At 71.8% G+C, this 15,339-nt stretch carries 12 protein-coding genes; 4 read left to right on the top strand and 8 right to left on the bottom strand.

Annotation, left to right across the window (positions count from 1 at the left end; all coding sequences use genetic code 11):
* Window positions 1-27: 27 nt before the first annotated feature.
* On the bottom strand, window positions 28-1,947 hold the full coding sequence (locus tag ACIQR3_RS23925; RefSeq protein WP_403542163.1) for a glycogen debranching N-terminal domain-containing protein: 1,920 nt from the start codon (window positions 1,945-1,947) through the stop codon (window positions 28-30).
* A gap of 644 nt (window positions 1,948-2,591) precedes the next feature.
* Window positions 2,592-4,100, bottom strand: coding sequence for a DUF4192 domain-containing protein (locus ACIQR3_RS23920; RefSeq protein WP_403542160.1), 1,509 nt, complete (start codon window positions 4,098-4,100; stop codon window positions 2,592-2,594).
* 204 nt (window positions 4,101-4,304) lie between these two features.
* Here ACIQR3_RS23920 and ACIQR3_RS23915 point away from each other — a divergent pair, with 204 nt between their 5' ends.
* Both ACIQR3_RS23915 and ACIQR3_RS23910 read left to right on the top strand, forming a co-directional pair.
* On the top strand, window positions 4,305-6,470 hold the full coding sequence (locus ACIQR3_RS23915; protein ID WP_403542157.1) for a RecQ family ATP-dependent DNA helicase: 2,166 nt from the start codon (window positions 4,305-4,307) through the stop codon (window positions 6,468-6,470).
* A 499-nt stretch (window positions 6,471-6,969) separates the two neighbouring features.
* Window positions 6,970-7,584, top strand: coding sequence for a hypothetical protein (locus tag ACIQR3_RS23910; protein WP_403542156.1), 615 nt, complete (start codon window positions 6,970-6,972; stop codon window positions 7,582-7,584).
* A 279-nt stretch (window positions 7,585-7,863) separates the two neighbouring features.
* On the opposite strand, the gene ACIQR3_RS23905 is transcribed toward ACIQR3_RS23910, so the two are convergent.
* The 3 genes from ACIQR3_RS23905 to ACIQR3_RS23895 form a co-directional block, all read right to left on the bottom strand.
* Window positions 7,864-8,526 carry a hypothetical protein gene (locus tag ACIQR3_RS23905; protein ID WP_403542154.1) on the bottom strand — a complete coding sequence of 221 codons (663 nt, stop codon included), beginning with the start codon at window positions 8,524-8,526 and terminating at the stop codon, window positions 7,864-7,866.
* 68 nt (window positions 8,527-8,594) lie between these two features.
* Window positions 8,595-9,296 (bottom strand): ribonuclease HII, encoded by a 702-nt coding sequence (locus ACIQR3_RS23900; protein WP_403542453.1) that lies wholly within the window; start codon window positions 9,294-9,296, stop codon window positions 8,595-8,597.
* A gap of 81 nt (window positions 9,297-9,377) precedes the next feature.
* On the bottom strand, window positions 9,378-9,998 hold the full coding sequence (locus ACIQR3_RS23895; protein ID WP_403542152.1) for a TetR/AcrR family transcriptional regulator: 621 nt from the start codon (window positions 9,996-9,998) through the stop codon (window positions 9,378-9,380).
* A 230-nt stretch (window positions 9,999-10,228) separates the two neighbouring features.
* On the opposite strand from ACIQR3_RS23895, the gene ACIQR3_RS23890 reads away from it, so the two are divergent.
* Window positions 10,229-11,776 carry an MFS transporter gene (locus tag ACIQR3_RS23890; RefSeq protein WP_403542149.1) on the top strand — a complete coding sequence of 516 codons (1,548 nt, stop codon included), beginning with the start codon at window positions 10,229-10,231 and terminating at the stop codon, window positions 11,774-11,776.
* A 467-nt stretch (window positions 11,777-12,243) separates the two neighbouring features.
* On the opposite strand, the gene ACIQR3_RS23885 is transcribed toward ACIQR3_RS23890, so the two are convergent.
* The 3 genes from ACIQR3_RS23885 to ACIQR3_RS23875 form a co-directional block, all read right to left on the bottom strand.
* Entirely contained in the window at window positions 12,244-13,173 is a 930-nt protein-coding gene (locus tag ACIQR3_RS23885; protein ID WP_403542147.1) for an ADP-ribosylglycohydrolase family protein, read from the bottom strand.
* A gap of 20 nt (window positions 13,174-13,193) precedes the next feature.
* A complete protein-coding gene (locus tag ACIQR3_RS23880) occupies window positions 13,194-13,853 on the bottom strand; it encodes a histidine phosphatase family protein (RefSeq protein ID WP_403542144.1) in 660 nt (219 codons plus the stop codon).
* A 156-nt stretch (window positions 13,854-14,009) separates the two neighbouring features.
* On the bottom strand, window positions 14,010-14,615 hold the full coding sequence (locus ACIQR3_RS23875) for a YdbC family protein (protein ID WP_215172459.1): 606 nt from the start codon (window positions 14,613-14,615) through the stop codon (window positions 14,010-14,012).
* A gap of 156 nt (window positions 14,616-14,771) precedes the next feature.
* On the opposite strand from ACIQR3_RS23875, the gene ACIQR3_RS23870 reads away from it, so the two are divergent.
* Window positions 14,772-15,305, top strand: coding sequence for a TerD family protein (locus ACIQR3_RS23870; protein ID WP_403542141.1), 534 nt, complete (start codon window positions 14,772-14,774; stop codon window positions 15,303-15,305).
* The last annotated feature ends 34 nt before the right edge of the window (window positions 15,306-15,339 follow it).

Raw genomic sequence — 15,339 nt, 5'->3', positions numbered from 1 at the left:
TGTCGTTCGATACGGCGTCATGCCAGGTCACACCCCCAGCTGCAGCCCTTCGGCCGCCTCCTCGACCATGGCCAGCCCGAGTCTGCCGACCCGCACGGCGAAGGCTGCGCCCGCAACTCGCAACCCGGTCAGGCCGATCTCCCCCAGGGGCGCGCCGCGCAAGGGGTGCAGCGCGACCGTCCCGGCGGGGGCATCGGGGCGGATGCCGACGAGCGTGGTGACCAGGAGGACACCTGCCGCCGACGCGGTCGCGGCCGGCCGGCAGGCTGCTGGGTGGGGCAGGGGCGCACTCCCCTCCGTGCGCTGCTCGCCCGCGTACATCTCGGGCAGCCGGTGGCCGAAGGCCCCGGCCGCGGCCAGCACCCCTCTCAGCAGCGAACTCGCCACCTTCTCGTACCCGGCGGCGGCCAGCCCCGCCACCGCCACCGCCGTCTCGTGAACCCGTACGGCGCCGGCACGGTGACCGAACGGGTTGTACCCCCTCTCCTTCACGCCGAGTCCGCGCAGTCCCCAACCGGAGTCCAGGGCCGGGGTGGCCAGCAGCCGGGCCAGCTGATCGGTCTGTGCCTTGTCCAGCAGGCCCGGGGCGTGGACACCCCCGCCCAGCAGCCCCGTGTCGAGGAGGTGCGCGGCGGCCGAACCGAGGTGCGGTATCCGGCGTCCGTCGGAGATCCGGGCCGTGGCGGGCCGACCGCCGGCCGGGTCGTCGATCCAGAAGTCTCGCCGGAACGCGCTCCGCAGCTCCTCCGCCCATTGCCGCAGTCCGGCACCGCCCGGTCTGCCGCAGGCGTCGAACAGATCGGCGCCGAGCAGGGCCGCCCGGTGGGCGTGGGCCTGGGTCTCGCAGCGGACCGGTCCGCCGGGGTGGCGGTCACGCAGGTAAGGGCCGTCTCCAGCGGTGTTGCGCAGCCAGGCCAGGCAGCGTTCGGCCGCCGGCAGCAGTTCTTCCGTCTCGGCTTCGGGGAGTCCCCAGCGGCGGGCCTCCGCGAGCAGTACGGGGAAGAGCAGGGTGGCCTCGGTGCCGGTGCAGCCCGGTGGCAGATACGGTCCCGCGTCACGTCTCGGCCCGGGGATCATGCCGGAGCCCGGTCCGCGAGCGGCGATCTGGGTGCGGGCGAGGACGCGCAGGGTCCCGGCCGCGAGCCGGGTGCCGAGGGGGAGCGTCATCCGGGCAGCGGCGAGTGCCTCCGCGGGGGCCAGGCCGCAGCGCCACGGCGCCCCGGCCGCCAGGTACAGGTCGTTGTGGTGTGCCGGATCCCGTAGCAGCAGGGCTCGGAGGTCTTCGACGCTCGCCCGGAGCAACGCCGCCACCCCCGGGTCGTCGCCCCGCGCGGCGGCGGGGGCGAACGGGCTGTTCACCGCGCGGCCGGCGGCCCCGACCGGTCCGGTGCCGCCCTGTCGTACCCGGAGTTCCAGCGTTCTGCTGCCGCCCGAGGGCAGTTCGAACTCCCAGCGCAGCACGCCCGCGGAGGCCAGCGCGTCGGCGGGCGGCGGATCTGCCGTGACCGAGGAGGTTCCGTCGCGGCAGGACCAGCGGAGGCCCGAGTCGTGCACGGTGGCGGGCAGGTCCCGCCCTTCGGCGCCCGCCGCGATCGCCCCGAGGTCGGCCAGGTCCGTACCGAGGAACAGTTCGACGGGGAGACGCACGGCACGGGGAGACCAGTTGCGCAGGGTGATTCGCTCCCTACCGTCCGCCTGTCGGGTCCGCTCGACCACCACGTCCGGGTCCGGCCCCGGGGGCGAGGAGATCCGCACGGTCCCGACGAAGCGGGCACGGTCGGCGGCGGTCCTGTGCGCCTGCACGGGCACCGGCTCGCGGCCCGCCACGAGGAGCCGGCAACGGGAGAGCAGGCGTCGGCCTTCGCGATAGAACCCTTCCAGTCCGCGGCCGGTCAACTGCCCCTGTTCGCCGGAAACGGCCAGTCCCGGCAGCGCGACGCAGATCATGACGCCGTGAGCCGGCGGCAGAGCGCCGGACCGTCGGCCTCCCGGCTGCGCGGTGCTCCCGTGAGTGGTCGAGACGCCGCGCGCCCGTCCACCCGCGTGAGCCGGCGTCCGGCCGCCCGGACGGGCAAGGGGCGGAGCAGGGACCAGAGCCGGAGCCATATCGGGAGCCATATCGGGAGCCGTATCTGGACCAAAACCAGAACCAGGAGCAGGAGCAGGAGCAGGAGCAGGAGCAACGACGGTGGTCGCTGCGGGTTGATGCATCGACAAGTCGATACCTTTTCCACGCTCGTTGCCCGGCTGCCCCAGGGACGTCGTCGGCGAGCCGGTGGCGCGTGGTTGCCCCACCGGCCGTACTGGCTCGCCCTGCGGCCCGTGAGACACCCCGGCGCCGCTCGGAACCGGACGGGTGCCGGCGGCGGGGTGAGGCGGCGTCGGCTCGTGCATGCGGGGACTTCCTCTGCGCTCAGCAGGACTCGGGCAGGAGCGGTGCCTGGGGCGCGTTCCGGAGGGACACGCGTGGCGCGGCGGCACGGCCCGTTCCGGCGTTCCGCCACTCAGGTGAACGGAACCGGCCTCCTCCAGGTCACGCCCACGGCCCGGTGCCCCGGCGCGGAGACGACCGACGCGGGCACTCACGCTGTTCACCCGTGCGGCCGTCGACCTGATCGCCGCGCACGCCCCGAGGGCGCCGCACCCGGACGCGTGCCGCCCACCGGTGTGCGCGGACGGACGCGGTTCGCAGCCGTCCCGCGGATTCGATCTCCAGGACGGCGGGTGCCGCGCGCCGCATCCGCGGCGCACGCGCGCGTCGGCCTGCCGGCTGCCGATTCCGGAGCGGAGGAAGACCCGTCTGCTGGAGCAGCGGAAGGCGCGTCCTTGTGCGGGACCGGCAAGCTCCCGTTCTTCTCCTCGGTGCCCCCGCCCTCGGCTCGCGGTCCTGCGTCCGACCGGTCGCGGCCGTCCCGTTCGCCGCGCAGACAGGCACGGATCGACTCCGGGTCGAGGCCCTCGTTGCAGGCCTGGTGCAGCAGTCGGGCGAAGAGATAGTCGCAGTCCGCCGCCAATGCCATGGCCAGCGCCTCTCGCGCCTCCAATTCGTCGCCGGTGGACCACGCGACCCATCCCGCCAAGGTGAGCGGCGCCGCCGCGTACTCTCCGTAGGACCCTGCGCAGCGGCGGGCCAGCGCACGCCACAGCCGAAGGGCCCAGCGGGCCTCGTCGCCCTCCATCCACTCCGCCGCTCGGTCGCGGGTCGTCCGGTCCTGGAGGCCGAGGATCAGCCGCGCCGCCTCGTCATGGGTGAGAAGTCCGTCGTCACGGAGGTCTGCCCGGTCCACACCGGTCACCGGTGGGGCGTCGGCCAGCCGCCTCATGATCCGCTCCGCCAGGTCGAGGGTTTCCTCGGCCACCTCCGCGCGGCTCCCGTCGTCGAGGATGCGGGAGACCAGCGTCATGCTGGCCGCGTCGAGGGCGGCTTCCTGTTCCCGGGCGGCGGAGCCCTCCCGGGGGCGCAGCCTGGCGTGCAACTCGCGCAGGGTGCCCCGCACCTGGATGCCCGCGTACGTGGCGGCGGCGGCCAGCACGGAGGTGCCGGGCAGGCCCATCGCGGTCCCCTCGGCCGGACAGCAGGACTGGTCGTCGCAGCAGTACGACCAGAACCGTCCGTCCGAAATGCACAGGGCCTCGACCACGGGTACGTCGAGGGCACCGCATGTGACACGCAGCGTCTGTGCCAGCGCCCGCAGCCGGGCCATGACCTGCTGTCCGGTTTCGCCCCCGGCGGGTTCCTGGCAGAGGTAGGCGACCATCTGCTCGGGCCGGTTGCCCCTGCGCTCGCTGCCGGTCACGAGGCCGGTGACCAGTTGCCTGGCCGCGGCGTCCCAGTCGTCCCGGTGCGGAGGGATGCCGAGCCGGGCCCGGCCACCGAACCGCCCCCGCCCGTCCCGTTCGTGCAGGGCTACCAGGACGATGCTGTCCTCCGGGCGGTAGCCGAGGAGGTAGGGCAGCGCGTCGGCCAGTTCGGCCGGGGTTCGCAGGGTGATCGGGTGCTCGTCCTCGTGCCCGTACGGGAGCGGGGCGCCCTCCGGCCGCTCACGTCCGCTGATGTCGCCGTTCTCGGAGGATCCGGTCGATCCGCTGTGGTTCGTCATGGCCCGACGATCTCGCGGAATACGAGGCTCCGCTTTCCCTGTGGATAACTTCGATCAGGAACACGTCATTGGAAGAAACCGTCCAAGAAACCGTCCAAGAAGCCGGCGGAGAAGCCGTGGCGGACTCACCGGTCTTTCGACGGCCGCCCTTCGGCCCCCGAGGCGGCACCCCGATTGTCAGTGGCTTCCTGTTGTATGGAACGCATGGAGCACACGAGCAACGCGGATCTCCGGGCAGCCGCCGATGCGGTCCTCTCCCGACTCGTCGGGGACCCCTCCGGCGAGGCCCGGCTGCGCGAGGATCAGTGGCGGGCGATCGAGGCGCTGGTCGCCGACGGGCGCCGCGCCCTGGTGGTCCAGCGCACCGGCTGGGGCAAGTCCGCCGTCTATTTCGTCGCGACGGCGCTGCTCCGCGCTCGCGGCAGCGGGCCCACCGTGATCGTGTCCCCCTTGCTCGCGCTGATGCGCAACCAGGTCGACGCCGCCGCCCGGGCGGGCATCCGCGCCCGGACCATCAACTCCTCCAACACCGAGGAGTGGGACATGGTCCAGGACGAGATCGCGGCAGGCGAGGTCGACGTGCTGCTGGTGAGTCCGGAACGGCTGAACAATCCAGACTTCCGCGATCAGGTCCTGCCGAAGCTCGCCGCCGCGACCGGCCTTCTCGTGGTGGACGAGGCGCACTGCATCTCCGACTGGGGCCACGACTTCCGGCCGGACTACCGGCGGCTGCGCACCATGCTCGCCGACCTGGCGCCGGGGGTCCCGGTGCTGGCCACCACGGCCACCGCCAACGCGCGCGTGACCGCCGACGTCGCCGAGCAGCTCGGCACGGGTGGCACCTCGGACGCCCTGGTGCTGCGCGGCCCGCTGGACCGGGAGAGCCTGAGCCTGTCCGTACTGCGGCTGCCGGACGCGCCGGCCCGGATGGCCTGGCTCGCCGACCACCTCGACGAGCTGCCGGGGTCGGGGATCATCTACACGCTCACCGTGGCCGCGGCCGAGGAGGTCACCGCCTTCCTCCGGCAGCGCGGGCACACGGTCGCCTCCTACACCGGCAAGACCGAGAACGCCGACCGGCAGCAGGCGGAGGACGATCTCCTCGCCAACCGGGTCAAGGCGCTGGTCGCCACCTCGGCGCTCGGCATGGGCTTCGACAAGCCCGACCTGGGCTTCGTGGTACACCTCGGTTCGCCCTCCTCTCCCATCGCCTACTACCAGCAGGTCGGCCGGGCCGGGCGCGGGGTCGAGCACGCGGAGGTGCTCCTCCTCCCCGGCCGGGAGGACGAGGCGATCTGGGAGTACTTCGCTTCACTGGCCTTCCCCTCCGAGGACCTGGTGCGCCGCACGCTCGACGTTCTGGCCCGCGCCGACCGGCCCTTGTCGCTTCCCGCACTGGAGCCGCTGGTGGAGCTTCGCCGGTCCCGTCTGGAGACGATGCTCAAGGTCCTCGACGTGGACGGCGCGGTCCAGCGGGTCAAGGGCGGCTGGACCGCCACCGGGCGGCCGTGGACGTACGACGCCCAGCGGTACGACTGGGTCGCCCGGCAGCGCAAGGCCGAGCAGCAGGCGATGCGCGACTACGCGTCGACGACGGGCTGCCGTATGGAGTTCCTGCAGCGGCAGCTGGACGACGAGGGCGCCAAGCCCTGTGGCCGCTGTGACAACTGCGCGGGGCCGCGTTTCACCGCCGAGACGTCCGTCGACTCTCTCGACGCCGCCCGCGCCGATCTGGGCCGGGCGGGCGTGGAGGTGGAGCCGCGCCGCATGTGGCCGACCGGACTGCCGGCGATCGGGGTGGAGCTGAAGGGCCGTATCCCGGCCGGTGAGCAGGCTGCGACGGGCCGGGCGCTGGGCCGGCTGTCCGACATCGGCTGGGGCAACCGGCTGCGGCCCATGCTCGCGGCGCAGGCTCCGGACGGGCCGGTGCCCGACGACGTCTCCCGAGCCGTCGTCGGAGTACTGGCGGACTGGGCGAAGGGGCCCGGCGGCTGGGCCCCCGGCGTGCCGGAACCCCGGTCGCGGCCGGTCGGCGTGGTCACCGTCGCCTCCCGTACCCGGCCCCTGCTGATCCGTTCCCTCGGTGAGCGCATCGCCGAGGTCGGACGGCTGCCGTTGCTGGGCGCCGTCGAGTACACGGCCGAGGCCACCCGGGCGACGCGCAGCAACAGCGCGCAGCGCCTCAAGGTCCTCGACGGGGCGCTGACCGTGCCGCCCCACCTCGCCTCCGCCCTCGCCGCACAGCCGGGGCCCGTGCTCCTCGTCGACGACTTCACCGAGACCGGCTGGACCCTCGCGGTCGCCGCCCGTCTGCTCCGGCGGGCCGACGCGGAGGAGGTGTTGCCGCTGGTCCTGGCCGTACAGGGCTGACCATGCACCACCGTGCGGCTTCCCGGGCTTCTGTTCCGGACGCCGGTTCCGGCGTCCGGTTCCGACGCCGACTTCGGAGGTCGGCTTCGAAAGCCGACCTCGCAGGCCACATTCGCGGACCAACTGCGCGGACCAACTGCGCAGACCAGCTGCGCGGTCCGGCTGCGCGGTCCGGCTGCGCGGTCCGGCTTCGGAGGCTGATCGTCGGCACCGGTTCACGGCACCGGGTGCGGACACCTGTGTCCGCAGCCGCGTGCCCGGGCACCCGTTCCAGACGTCCCATGCGTCACCCGGGCAGACCCTGGGTAGGGATATAAAACACACATCGCCCTATAACGGTCGACCGATCCGATTGCTCGTTGCCGCAACCCAGTTCGACAGGAAGAATTGGACTCCGCTCCCCGCACGGCTCATCCGTGATCCGGCAGGGCTTCACTGCGGTGCGCGTCCCCCGAATCCGACCCTGCCCGCGTGCGGGCGCGTAGCCGAAGGGAGGAACGTGACCTTCGGATTCGCTCCGTCCTCGGCGGCGTCGCTGTCGCCGTCCACCACGTCCGCCACCCGTGTACTCGAACCGGCGGAGTGGGCCGCCGCCGGCATCCCGCTGCTGCGCAGCCCCCGCGAGATCGTCAGCGGACTGCATACGCGCCATCGCCCCCAACCCGACACCACGATCGTGGCCGTACTCGACCCGGACGAACGCCTGCGCGCCAGCGCCTCGTTCGCCAGTCGTCCGGCTCCGGCCGACGGGTGGATGTTCCGCAACGTCCTGCTCTCCCAGCTCCGCCGGGTCATCCCGCACGACCTGCGCCGCCGCACACCGGTGCGCACCGCCGTGCTGATGCGCTGCCGTGACGGCGACGCACGCTGGACGGAGGAGGACGGGGCGTGGATGTGGGGCCTGAGGGACGCCTGCACCTTGCACGGCCTGCGCTGCGGGGCGTACATCACGCTGACCCGTGACGGATGGCAGGTGTTCGGCGAGGGCCGGGGCGGACGCCGCCCCAACTCTGCTTCGGCACCGGAGCCGTTCGCCACGTCGGAGATACCACTTCCCCCGCCTCGCACGGGTGGCGCAGCCTCGGAGGTACTGCGCCGCGCGGCTGCCCGCTGACCGCACCAGCACGGCACCGCCCGCACGGCTGATCACCGACGCCCCCAGGTACACCCTCGCGCGCCAGCGGTGCCCGTTCCGTACCTCCGTCGGAATGCCCAGTCGGCCACCGATGCCGGTAACGGCCTTTCGGCAAGCGGCCCTTGACCACGGAGGCGTACCCCTTGCGCCGACCGGACACCGGATGCCCGCTGGGGGCAGACGAAAGCCGCCGCCGTGCGGCGTCCGCACGGCGGCTCCTTCGTCACTCCGGCGCGGCCCCGGCGCGAGGGAGCCGGCTCAGACCTTCGCGCCCAGCACCGCGTTGATGCGCTGCGGGTCGCCGCAGACGATCAGCAGGGCACCGGCACGCCCGTGGGCCAGCGACAGCGCGGTGGCGGCAGCGGCCTCGGAGCCGCCGTTGACCGCCACGACGACCACGGGCCGCGCGGCCGCACGGTCCGCGACGGCCGCGTCGGCATAGAAGACGTCATCGCCGGCATCGTGCTGAGCCCAGTAGGAGGCCTCACCGAAGGACAGTTCGTGGGTGGCCCACGGATGTGACTCGCCGGTGGTGAGCACCAGCACGTCACCGGGGGCGCGACCCGAGTCCAGCAGCAGGTCCACGGCCTCTTCGGCGGCGTCGAGGGCGCCTTCGACCGAGGCCGGGATCAGCTGGATCTGCGGAGCGGCCGAACCCGTGGCAGGGGCCGCCGAAGGAGCAGCGGAACCCGACGGGGCAGCGGAACCCGACGGAACCGGCTTGGCCGCAGCCGCGTCTCGCGACGTGCGCTGCACCGGGGGTGTGGGACGGACCGGGCCGGGACGCCCGGGGCGCGGCGGGGCCGCGGGGCGGGGACCGGGAACGGGACGGGGGGTCGGCGCGGTGCGGCCGCTGGCCGGAGTGGCGCGGGGACCCTGGGCACTCTCGTGAATCTGAGGCTCCTCGGGAATGAGAGGCATGAGCTGATTTTTATCAAACATTGGTGCGGCTCGCGCCAGCGGGTGGCACATACGCACGGACGGCGGCGTCAGAAATCGAAACCGAGCTGACCCTCGATCTCCGGAACGCTTCCCTCCGCCAAGCTGCGGACCTTCTTGAGGTGCCGCCACTGGGGCAGCGCATCAAGATACGCCCACGACAACCGGTGGTACGGGGTGGGGCCCCGCTCCGCCAGTGCGGCCTTGTGCACGGGCGACGGGTACCCGGCGTTGTCCGCAAAACCGAAGTCTGCATGGTCGATACCCAGTTCGGCCATCATTTTGTCGCGCTGGACCTTGGCGATCACCGAAGCCGCCGCCACCGCCACGCACGACTGATCGCCCTTGATCACCGTGCGTACCCGCCAGGGTGCCCCGAGGTAGTCGTGCTTGCCGTCGAGGATGACCGCGTCGGGGCGGACCGGCAGAGCCTCCAGGGCGCGGACCGCCGCGAGACGCAGCGCGGCCGTCATCCCCAGGCGATCGATCTCCTCAGGAGAGGCGTGCCCCAAGGCGTACGACGTCACCCAGGTCCGCAACACCTCGGCCAACTCGCCCCGTCGTTTGACGGTGAGCAGCTTGGAATCGGTGAGACCCTCCGGGGGCCGGCGCAGACCGGTGACGGCCGCGCAGACGGTGACGGGGCCGGCCCACGCGCCACGCCCCACTTCGTCGACACCGGCAACGATCTTCGCTCCGGTCGTGGCGCGGAGAGAGCGCTCGACGGTGTGGGTGGGTGGTTCGTACGGCATGGCGCTCATAGCGTACGCCGCCTCGAACCGCCGCCGACACCCCGGTTCCCTCAGCGACTCAAGGCCCTCCCCCGCACGCTCTCAAGAACCGACAGGGCGCAGCAGCGGGACCATCAACTGGTCGATCATCTCCTCGATCTCCGAGTCCGTCCATTCGCATCCGCACACTTTCGAGCGGTACATCATCATCGCCGGGACAGCGTCGAAGACGTAGCCGTTCGCCGCGTCGGAACGCACCTCTTTCCGCTCGATCCCGCGACTGATGACCTCTCGCAGCAGCCTCATGGTCGGCTCGATCACCCCTTCCACGATCACGGCATGGAAGCGTTCCGCCTGCAAGGTGTCGCATTCGTGAATGACCGACCGCAAGGCGAATCCCGACCGGGAGAACATGGCGTCGCGCGCCCTCCGGCACAGGGCGAGGAGATCCTCGCGCACGCTCCCCAGATCCGGCGCGGTGTCGAAACGCGGCAGCCCGGACCGCAGCGCGTCCGCGACGAGATCCTCCTTGGAGGGCCATCGCCGGTAGACGGCGGCCTTGCCGGTCTGCGCGCCGGCGGCCACCCCCTCCATCGTCAGCCCGTTCCAGCCGACGGTGCCGAGCTGCTCCAGCGCCGCGTCGAGGATCGCGCGTTCGAGTACGACGCCGCGTCGGCGAGAGGCCGTCTGAGCGGAGGCGGCCCCCCAGTGCGAAGTAGTCATTCCAGCTGCCTCCAGAGGCATACGAAGCGGGGATCGGGGACGGGGCACAGGGGACGAGGCGGGGACGCATCGCGTGACCGCGAGCGGACTGAAGCACGCCATGCGGCCATGAGGGGGCGGAGACCGCGAGATCGACGACAGTGAACGGTTGCGTTCACTGTCCGGGAGTCACTACGGTCGACGTGACAGTGAACGCCATCGTTCACTAAGGCTCTCGTGGGGGATTCACAGTGACAACCTCTCCGTTGCTCCAAGATCAGAAGCCGGGCCCGGCCCGCAGGAACCAGCGTCCCGGCATCGCGCTCACCGTCATCGCGGCCTGCCAACTCATGGTGGTACTCGACGCGACGATTGTGAACATCGCCCTCCCGCACATTCAAGAAGCTCTGAAGTTCAGCACCACCGACCTCACCTGGGTCGTCAGTTCCTACACGCTCACCTTCGGCGGCCTGCTGCTCCTCGGCGGCCGGGCCGGTGACATCCTCGGCCGCCGCCGGGTCTTCATGACCGGGATCCTGGTCTTCACCTTCGCCTCGCTGCTCGGTGGAATCGCCCAGGAGCCCTGGCAGTTGCTGGCCGCTCGGGTACTTCAGGGCATGGGAGGCGCGATCGCCTCCCCCACCTCGCTGGCCCTCATCACCACGACCTTCCCCGAGGGCCCGGAGCGGAACCGCGCCTTCGGTGTCTTCGCCGCCGTCTCCGCGGGAGGCGGCGCGATAGGCCTGCTGGCAGGCGGCATGCTCACCGAATGGCTCGACTGGCGCTGGGTGCTCTTCGTCAACGTGCCGATCGGTCTGCTGATCGCCACGCTCGCGCCCCTGTACATCAACGAGTCCGAACGGCACTCCGGCCGCTTCGACATCGCCGGTGCGGTGACCTCCACGGCGGGCATGGCGACCCTCGTGTACGGCTTCATCCGGGCCGCGGAAGAGGGCTGGCGGGACAGCCTGACCATCGGTTCCTTCGGGGCCGCGGTGGTCCTGCTGCTGGCGTTCGTGCGCATCGAGTCCCGGGCCCGGGAGCCGATCACCCCGCTGCGGATGTTCACCGACCGCAACCGCTCCGGCACCTATGTGATCATGCTGAGCCTGGCCGCCGCGATGTTCGGGATGTTCTTCTACATCGTGCTGTTCGTCCAGAACGTACTGGGCTACAGCCCCATCGAGGCCGGGCTCGCCTTCCTGCCCGTCACCGTGGTGATCGCGCTGGGCGCCGGTCTGTCCCAGCGCTTCCTTCCCGTGTTCGGTCCCAAGCCGTTCATGATCGCCGGTTCGACGCTGGCGGCGATCGGGCTGGCCTGGCAGGCGCTCATCAGCTCCGACAGCTCGTACGCGGGCGGGGTGCTGGGCCCCATGCTCGTCTTCGGCCTCGGCATGGGGCTCAACTTCGTCACGCTCACACTCACGGCGGTCTCCGGCGTCGCACAGCACGAGGCGGGCGCGGCCTCCGGTCTGCTCAACACCATGCAGCAGGTCGGCGGAGCTCTCGGGCTGTCCATCCTGACGACCGTGTTCGGCACGGCGAGCAGGAACGAGGCGGAGAGGCAGTTGCCGGACTTCCTCGCCGACAGTTCGCCGGAGCAGAAGGCCGAGTTCGCCCGGACCCAGCAGCTTCCCGCGCCCTGGGGGCACGACGTACTGGCGCAGGGCATCTCCGCGGCGTTCATCCCGGCCGCCGCGATGGCCGTGCTCGCCCTGGCCACGGCCTGGCTGGTGATCCGGGTCCGCAAGAGCGATCTGGAGGCCCTGTCCGGGACCGCCGGACCCGGCGTCGGCTGATAGGGCGGCGGCGCGGGCCGGCCGGGGCCGGTCGACAGGTGGCCTGCACTCCTCGGCCTGTCGGCTCCCGCGTCGCCGGCTCGCGGCGGCCGCGCCCGACCGCTCCGCTGCCTTCCGTGACGCCCACGAGCCTGGGTTTCCCACCCGCCATCCGCCGACCAGCGGCACCCGCGGCAGCGGGAACAGCGCGCCCAGCAGCACGGCGAAAGCGCACATGACCAGGGCGGGCATGACCAGGGCGGGCATGACCAGAGCGGGCATGGCGATGGCGGACACGACCACAGCCGACACGGTCACAGCCGACATCGCCAAGCCCGACGGAAAATCCACGACCGTCTCTCCCCTCCCCATGCGACCCTCGGCTGACCGGTGTGCGGCCTCACGCCTCACACAGCACTTGTCGCGACAACGAGCGGAAGGTCACGGAGAGTTCCCACCATGAGCGGTGAGTCACCAAAACCCACGGCTCAGACCGTGCGCGCCATCCAGTCCGGCAGCGCTTCCGTCCGCTCAGCCCAGGCCCGGGGCGGAGCCCCCGCCCGCCCCGCGGCGATCACGCCGCCCACGATGGCACAGGTCGTGTCCACGTCCCCGCCGACCTGGGCCGTCGTCCAGAAGCCCCGCTCGTAGTCTCCGAGGGCCCGGGCGGCCGACCAGATCGCGAACGGGACCGTGTCATGAGCCGTGGTACGCCGTCCGCAGCCCAGAACCGCCGCCACCGTGGCCGCGTCGCCGTAATCGAGCATGTCCCGGGCACGGCGCAGCCCCGCGCCGACCGCGCTCCTGCCCGGTACCAGCGAGATCACCCCGTCGAGGAGCGCCTCCGCGCCCGGCGGGCCGTCGGGCGTCGCGGCCAGGGCGGCGGCAGCGGCCACGGCCATGGCCCCGACCACCGCTTCCCGGTGCTGGTGCGTGGGGTAGGCGGAGATCTCCGCCTGATGCGTGGCCTGCTCGGGGTCGTCCGCGTACCAGGCGCCCAGCGGGGCGACGCGCATCGCGGCGCCGTTCCCCCAGGAGCCCTGTCCGTCGAAGAGCGCGGCGGCGAGTTCCCGCCAGTCGCCGCCCTCGCGGACCAGCCGCAGGAGCCGGTTGACCGCAGGGCCGTAACCACGGTCGAAGTCATGGTGCTCCGCGAAGGAGCGGGCCAGCGCGTCCTGGTCGATGCGCTGGTGGGCGGCGAGTACGGCCACCACGGAGCAGGCCATCTCCGTGTCGTCCGTCCACTGCCAGGTACCGGGCGGCACCTCGCGCCGCTTCAGCAGGGGGTGGTTGACGGGTACGAAGTACTGCGAACCGAGCGCGTCGCCCACCGCCAGTCCGCGCAGACTGGCCAGGGCGCGGTCCAGGCGCTCCGCGGCGGACGGAAGACGTCTCCCGGCAGGAGATTGTGCGGTCATGGCCCTGCCACCCTCTCCAGTCACCCGGTCATCCAGTACGGTTCCGGATCCCGCCAGCGGTCGAACGGCCGGTCGAGCCGATACTTGCCGTCTTCACCGAGAACGAGCATCCGTATCTCGCCGTTCCCCGGATTGGACAGCGACTCGAACTCCGCCACCGTCCAGTGGAACCACCGCATGCAGAACAGCCGCATGGCCAGGCCGTGCGTCACCAGGAGCACGTTGGGCGGGTGGTCGGGGGCCTCGAAGCTGCGGAAGAGGCTCTCCAGGAAGCCGCCCACCCGGTCGTACACGTCGGCGCCGGACTCGCCCTGGGCGAAGCGGTAGAAGAAGTGGCCGTAGGCGTCCCGGTACGCCTTCTGGAGGCGCACGTCCTCGCGGTCCTGCCAGTTCCCCCAGTCCTGCTCACGCAGCCGGGGCTCCTCCCGGACGCGTATGAGATCGGGGTCGAGGCGGAAGGCGCGCAGCGTCTCGTGCGTGCGCCGGTAGGGGGAGACGTAGACGCTGACCCGCTCACGGCCGAACACCTCGCGCAGCTTCTCACCCGCCCGCTCGGCCTCCCGCCGGCCCTGCTCGGTCAGGCCCAGGGCGTGGTCGGGCTCGCGCTCGTACACGGAGTCGTCAAGGTTGCCCGTTGACTCGCCGTGCCGGACAAGGACGATGCGCCGTGGTCGTGCCATGCCAAAACCCTAGATCGCGCCGGCCTCCGCCGAGTACCCGGCCGGGCTCCATACGGCGTAGGTCACACAGTCCTCACACGTCACCTCGCACGTCACCTCGCACGTCACCTCGCACGTCACCTCGCACGTCACCTCTGACATCACCTGCACGTCGTCTCACACGGTCCAGGACGGTTCCAGCTCCACGATGTCCCCGGTGAGGGCCGCGATGTCGGCCTCCGTCTGGGCGCGCAGGGCGAGCCGTTCCACCCGCTCGGTGCGGTACTTGCCGTGCTCGGCGGCGGCCTGCCACATCGACAGCACCAGGTACTCGTTGCCCGGCGCCTCACCGAAAAGGCCGCGGATCATGCCGGGCGAGCCGGCCATCGCGGGGTTCCACACCTTCTCCTGCATCAGGACGAAGTGCTCGGCGCGCTCCTCATGGACCCGGCAGAGGGCCACCCGCACCAGGTCGGCGTCCGTGAAACGCGGTTCGAAACCGGTCTTCACATCGAAGCGGTAGTCGAAGAGCCTGGTCCTGGCGTCCTTGAAGGTGCCCGACTGCGCGGCGGCGAGCCGGTCGTGGGAGCGGGCCATGAAGGAGTCGTAGAAGGTGCGGCTCTCCCAGAAGGTGAACACGTGGGCCACGTCCGGGCGTATCCGGCTCCAGCCCCCGCCCTGTCCGCGAAAACCCGGCTCCCCCGGAAGCCCCGCCCACTTTCGCTGCCCCCGCTCGAAACCGCGGCGGTCCACCACGGTGCAGCGAATCCACTTGACCAGCACCGCGCCATGGTAAGGCCAGGGAAGGCGGCCCCGGTCGCCCTTGCGGGGTCTGCTTTCCGCCCGCGCGCGGGCACGCGTGGCAGGATGGACAACCGGCCGTCGCTGTTCGGCAGTTGGGGTGGACGGACAGGGCGGGCTACTGGGAAGGGGAAGTGAGTGAACGGCCTCAGCAAGGGGATCCGCAAGGTCGAGGTCGCCCTGAGGTGGGACCCGAACCCGGCGGGCGAGCCGCCGGCCGACCTGGACGTGGTCGCCGCGACCTACCTGGCCGGCGATCCGTACGGCGATCCCTCCTATGTGGTGCACTTCGACAGCCGTTCCCCCGACGGCACCATCTATCTCAACCGGGACAGCCAGGACGGCAAGGGCTTCGGCTTCGACGAGGTCATGACGCTGGAACTGGAACGGCTCGACGCCCGTTACGCGCGCGTGCTGGTCGGTGTGGTCATCCAGCAGCGTGCCGGCCGGCGGACCTTCGTCAGCGTGACCCACCCGGGCCTGCGCATCCGTGAGGGGTACACCGAACTCGCTTCGACCGACTTCGGGAACGTCCTGGGGGCGACGGCGGCCACGGTCGCGGAGTTCGTCCGGGACGAGGACGGGGCGTGGGAGTTCCGCGCGGGCGTGCACGGTTACGAGGACGATCCCGCGGACTTCACCCGCGCCATGGGAGCGATCCGTCGCCCCTGACGCGCACCGGGCACGAGCAAGGGGCGGTGGCCGA

It is taken from the genome of Streptomyces sp. NPDC090994 (assembly GCF_044768905.1).
GTDB lineage: Bacteria > Actinomycetota > Actinomycetes > Streptomycetales > Streptomycetaceae > Streptomyces.
This window is presented reverse-complemented; position numbering and strand designations above follow the sequence as displayed.

What these genes read in the sequence shown, in the direction of transcription:
- ACIQR3_RS23925 (WP_403542163.1), bottom strand. Translation starts at nt 1,947, where the DNA reads ATGATCTGCGTCGCGCTGCCGGGACTGGCCGTTTCCGGCGAACAGGGG.
- ACIQR3_RS23920 (WP_403542160.1), bottom strand. Translation starts at nt 4,100, where the DNA reads ATGACGAACCACAGCGGATCGACCGGATCCTCCGAGAACGGCGACATC.
- ACIQR3_RS23915 (WP_403542157.1), top strand. Translation starts at nt 4,305, where the DNA reads ATGGAGCACACGAGCAACGCGGATCTCCGGGCAGCCGCCGATGCGGTC.
- ACIQR3_RS23905 (WP_403542154.1), bottom strand. Translation starts at nt 8,526, where the DNA reads ATGCCTCTCATTCCCGAGGAGCCTCAGATTCACGAGAGTGCCCAGGGT.
- ACIQR3_RS23900 (WP_403542453.1), bottom strand. Translation starts at nt 9,296, where the DNA reads ATGCCGTACGAACCACCCACCCACACCGTCGAGCGCTCTCTCCGCGCC.
- ACIQR3_RS23895 (WP_403542152.1), bottom strand. Translation starts at nt 9,998, where the DNA reads ATGACTACTTCGCACTGGGGGGCCGCCTCCGCTCAGACGGCCTCTCGC.
- ACIQR3_RS23885 (WP_403542147.1), bottom strand. Translation starts at nt 13,173, where the DNA reads ATGACCGCACAATCTCCTGCCGGGAGACGTCTTCCGTCCGCCGCGGAG.
- ACIQR3_RS23880 (WP_403542144.1), bottom strand. Translation starts at nt 13,853, where the DNA reads ATGGCACGACCACGGCGCATCGTCCTTGTCCGGCACGGCGAGTCAACG.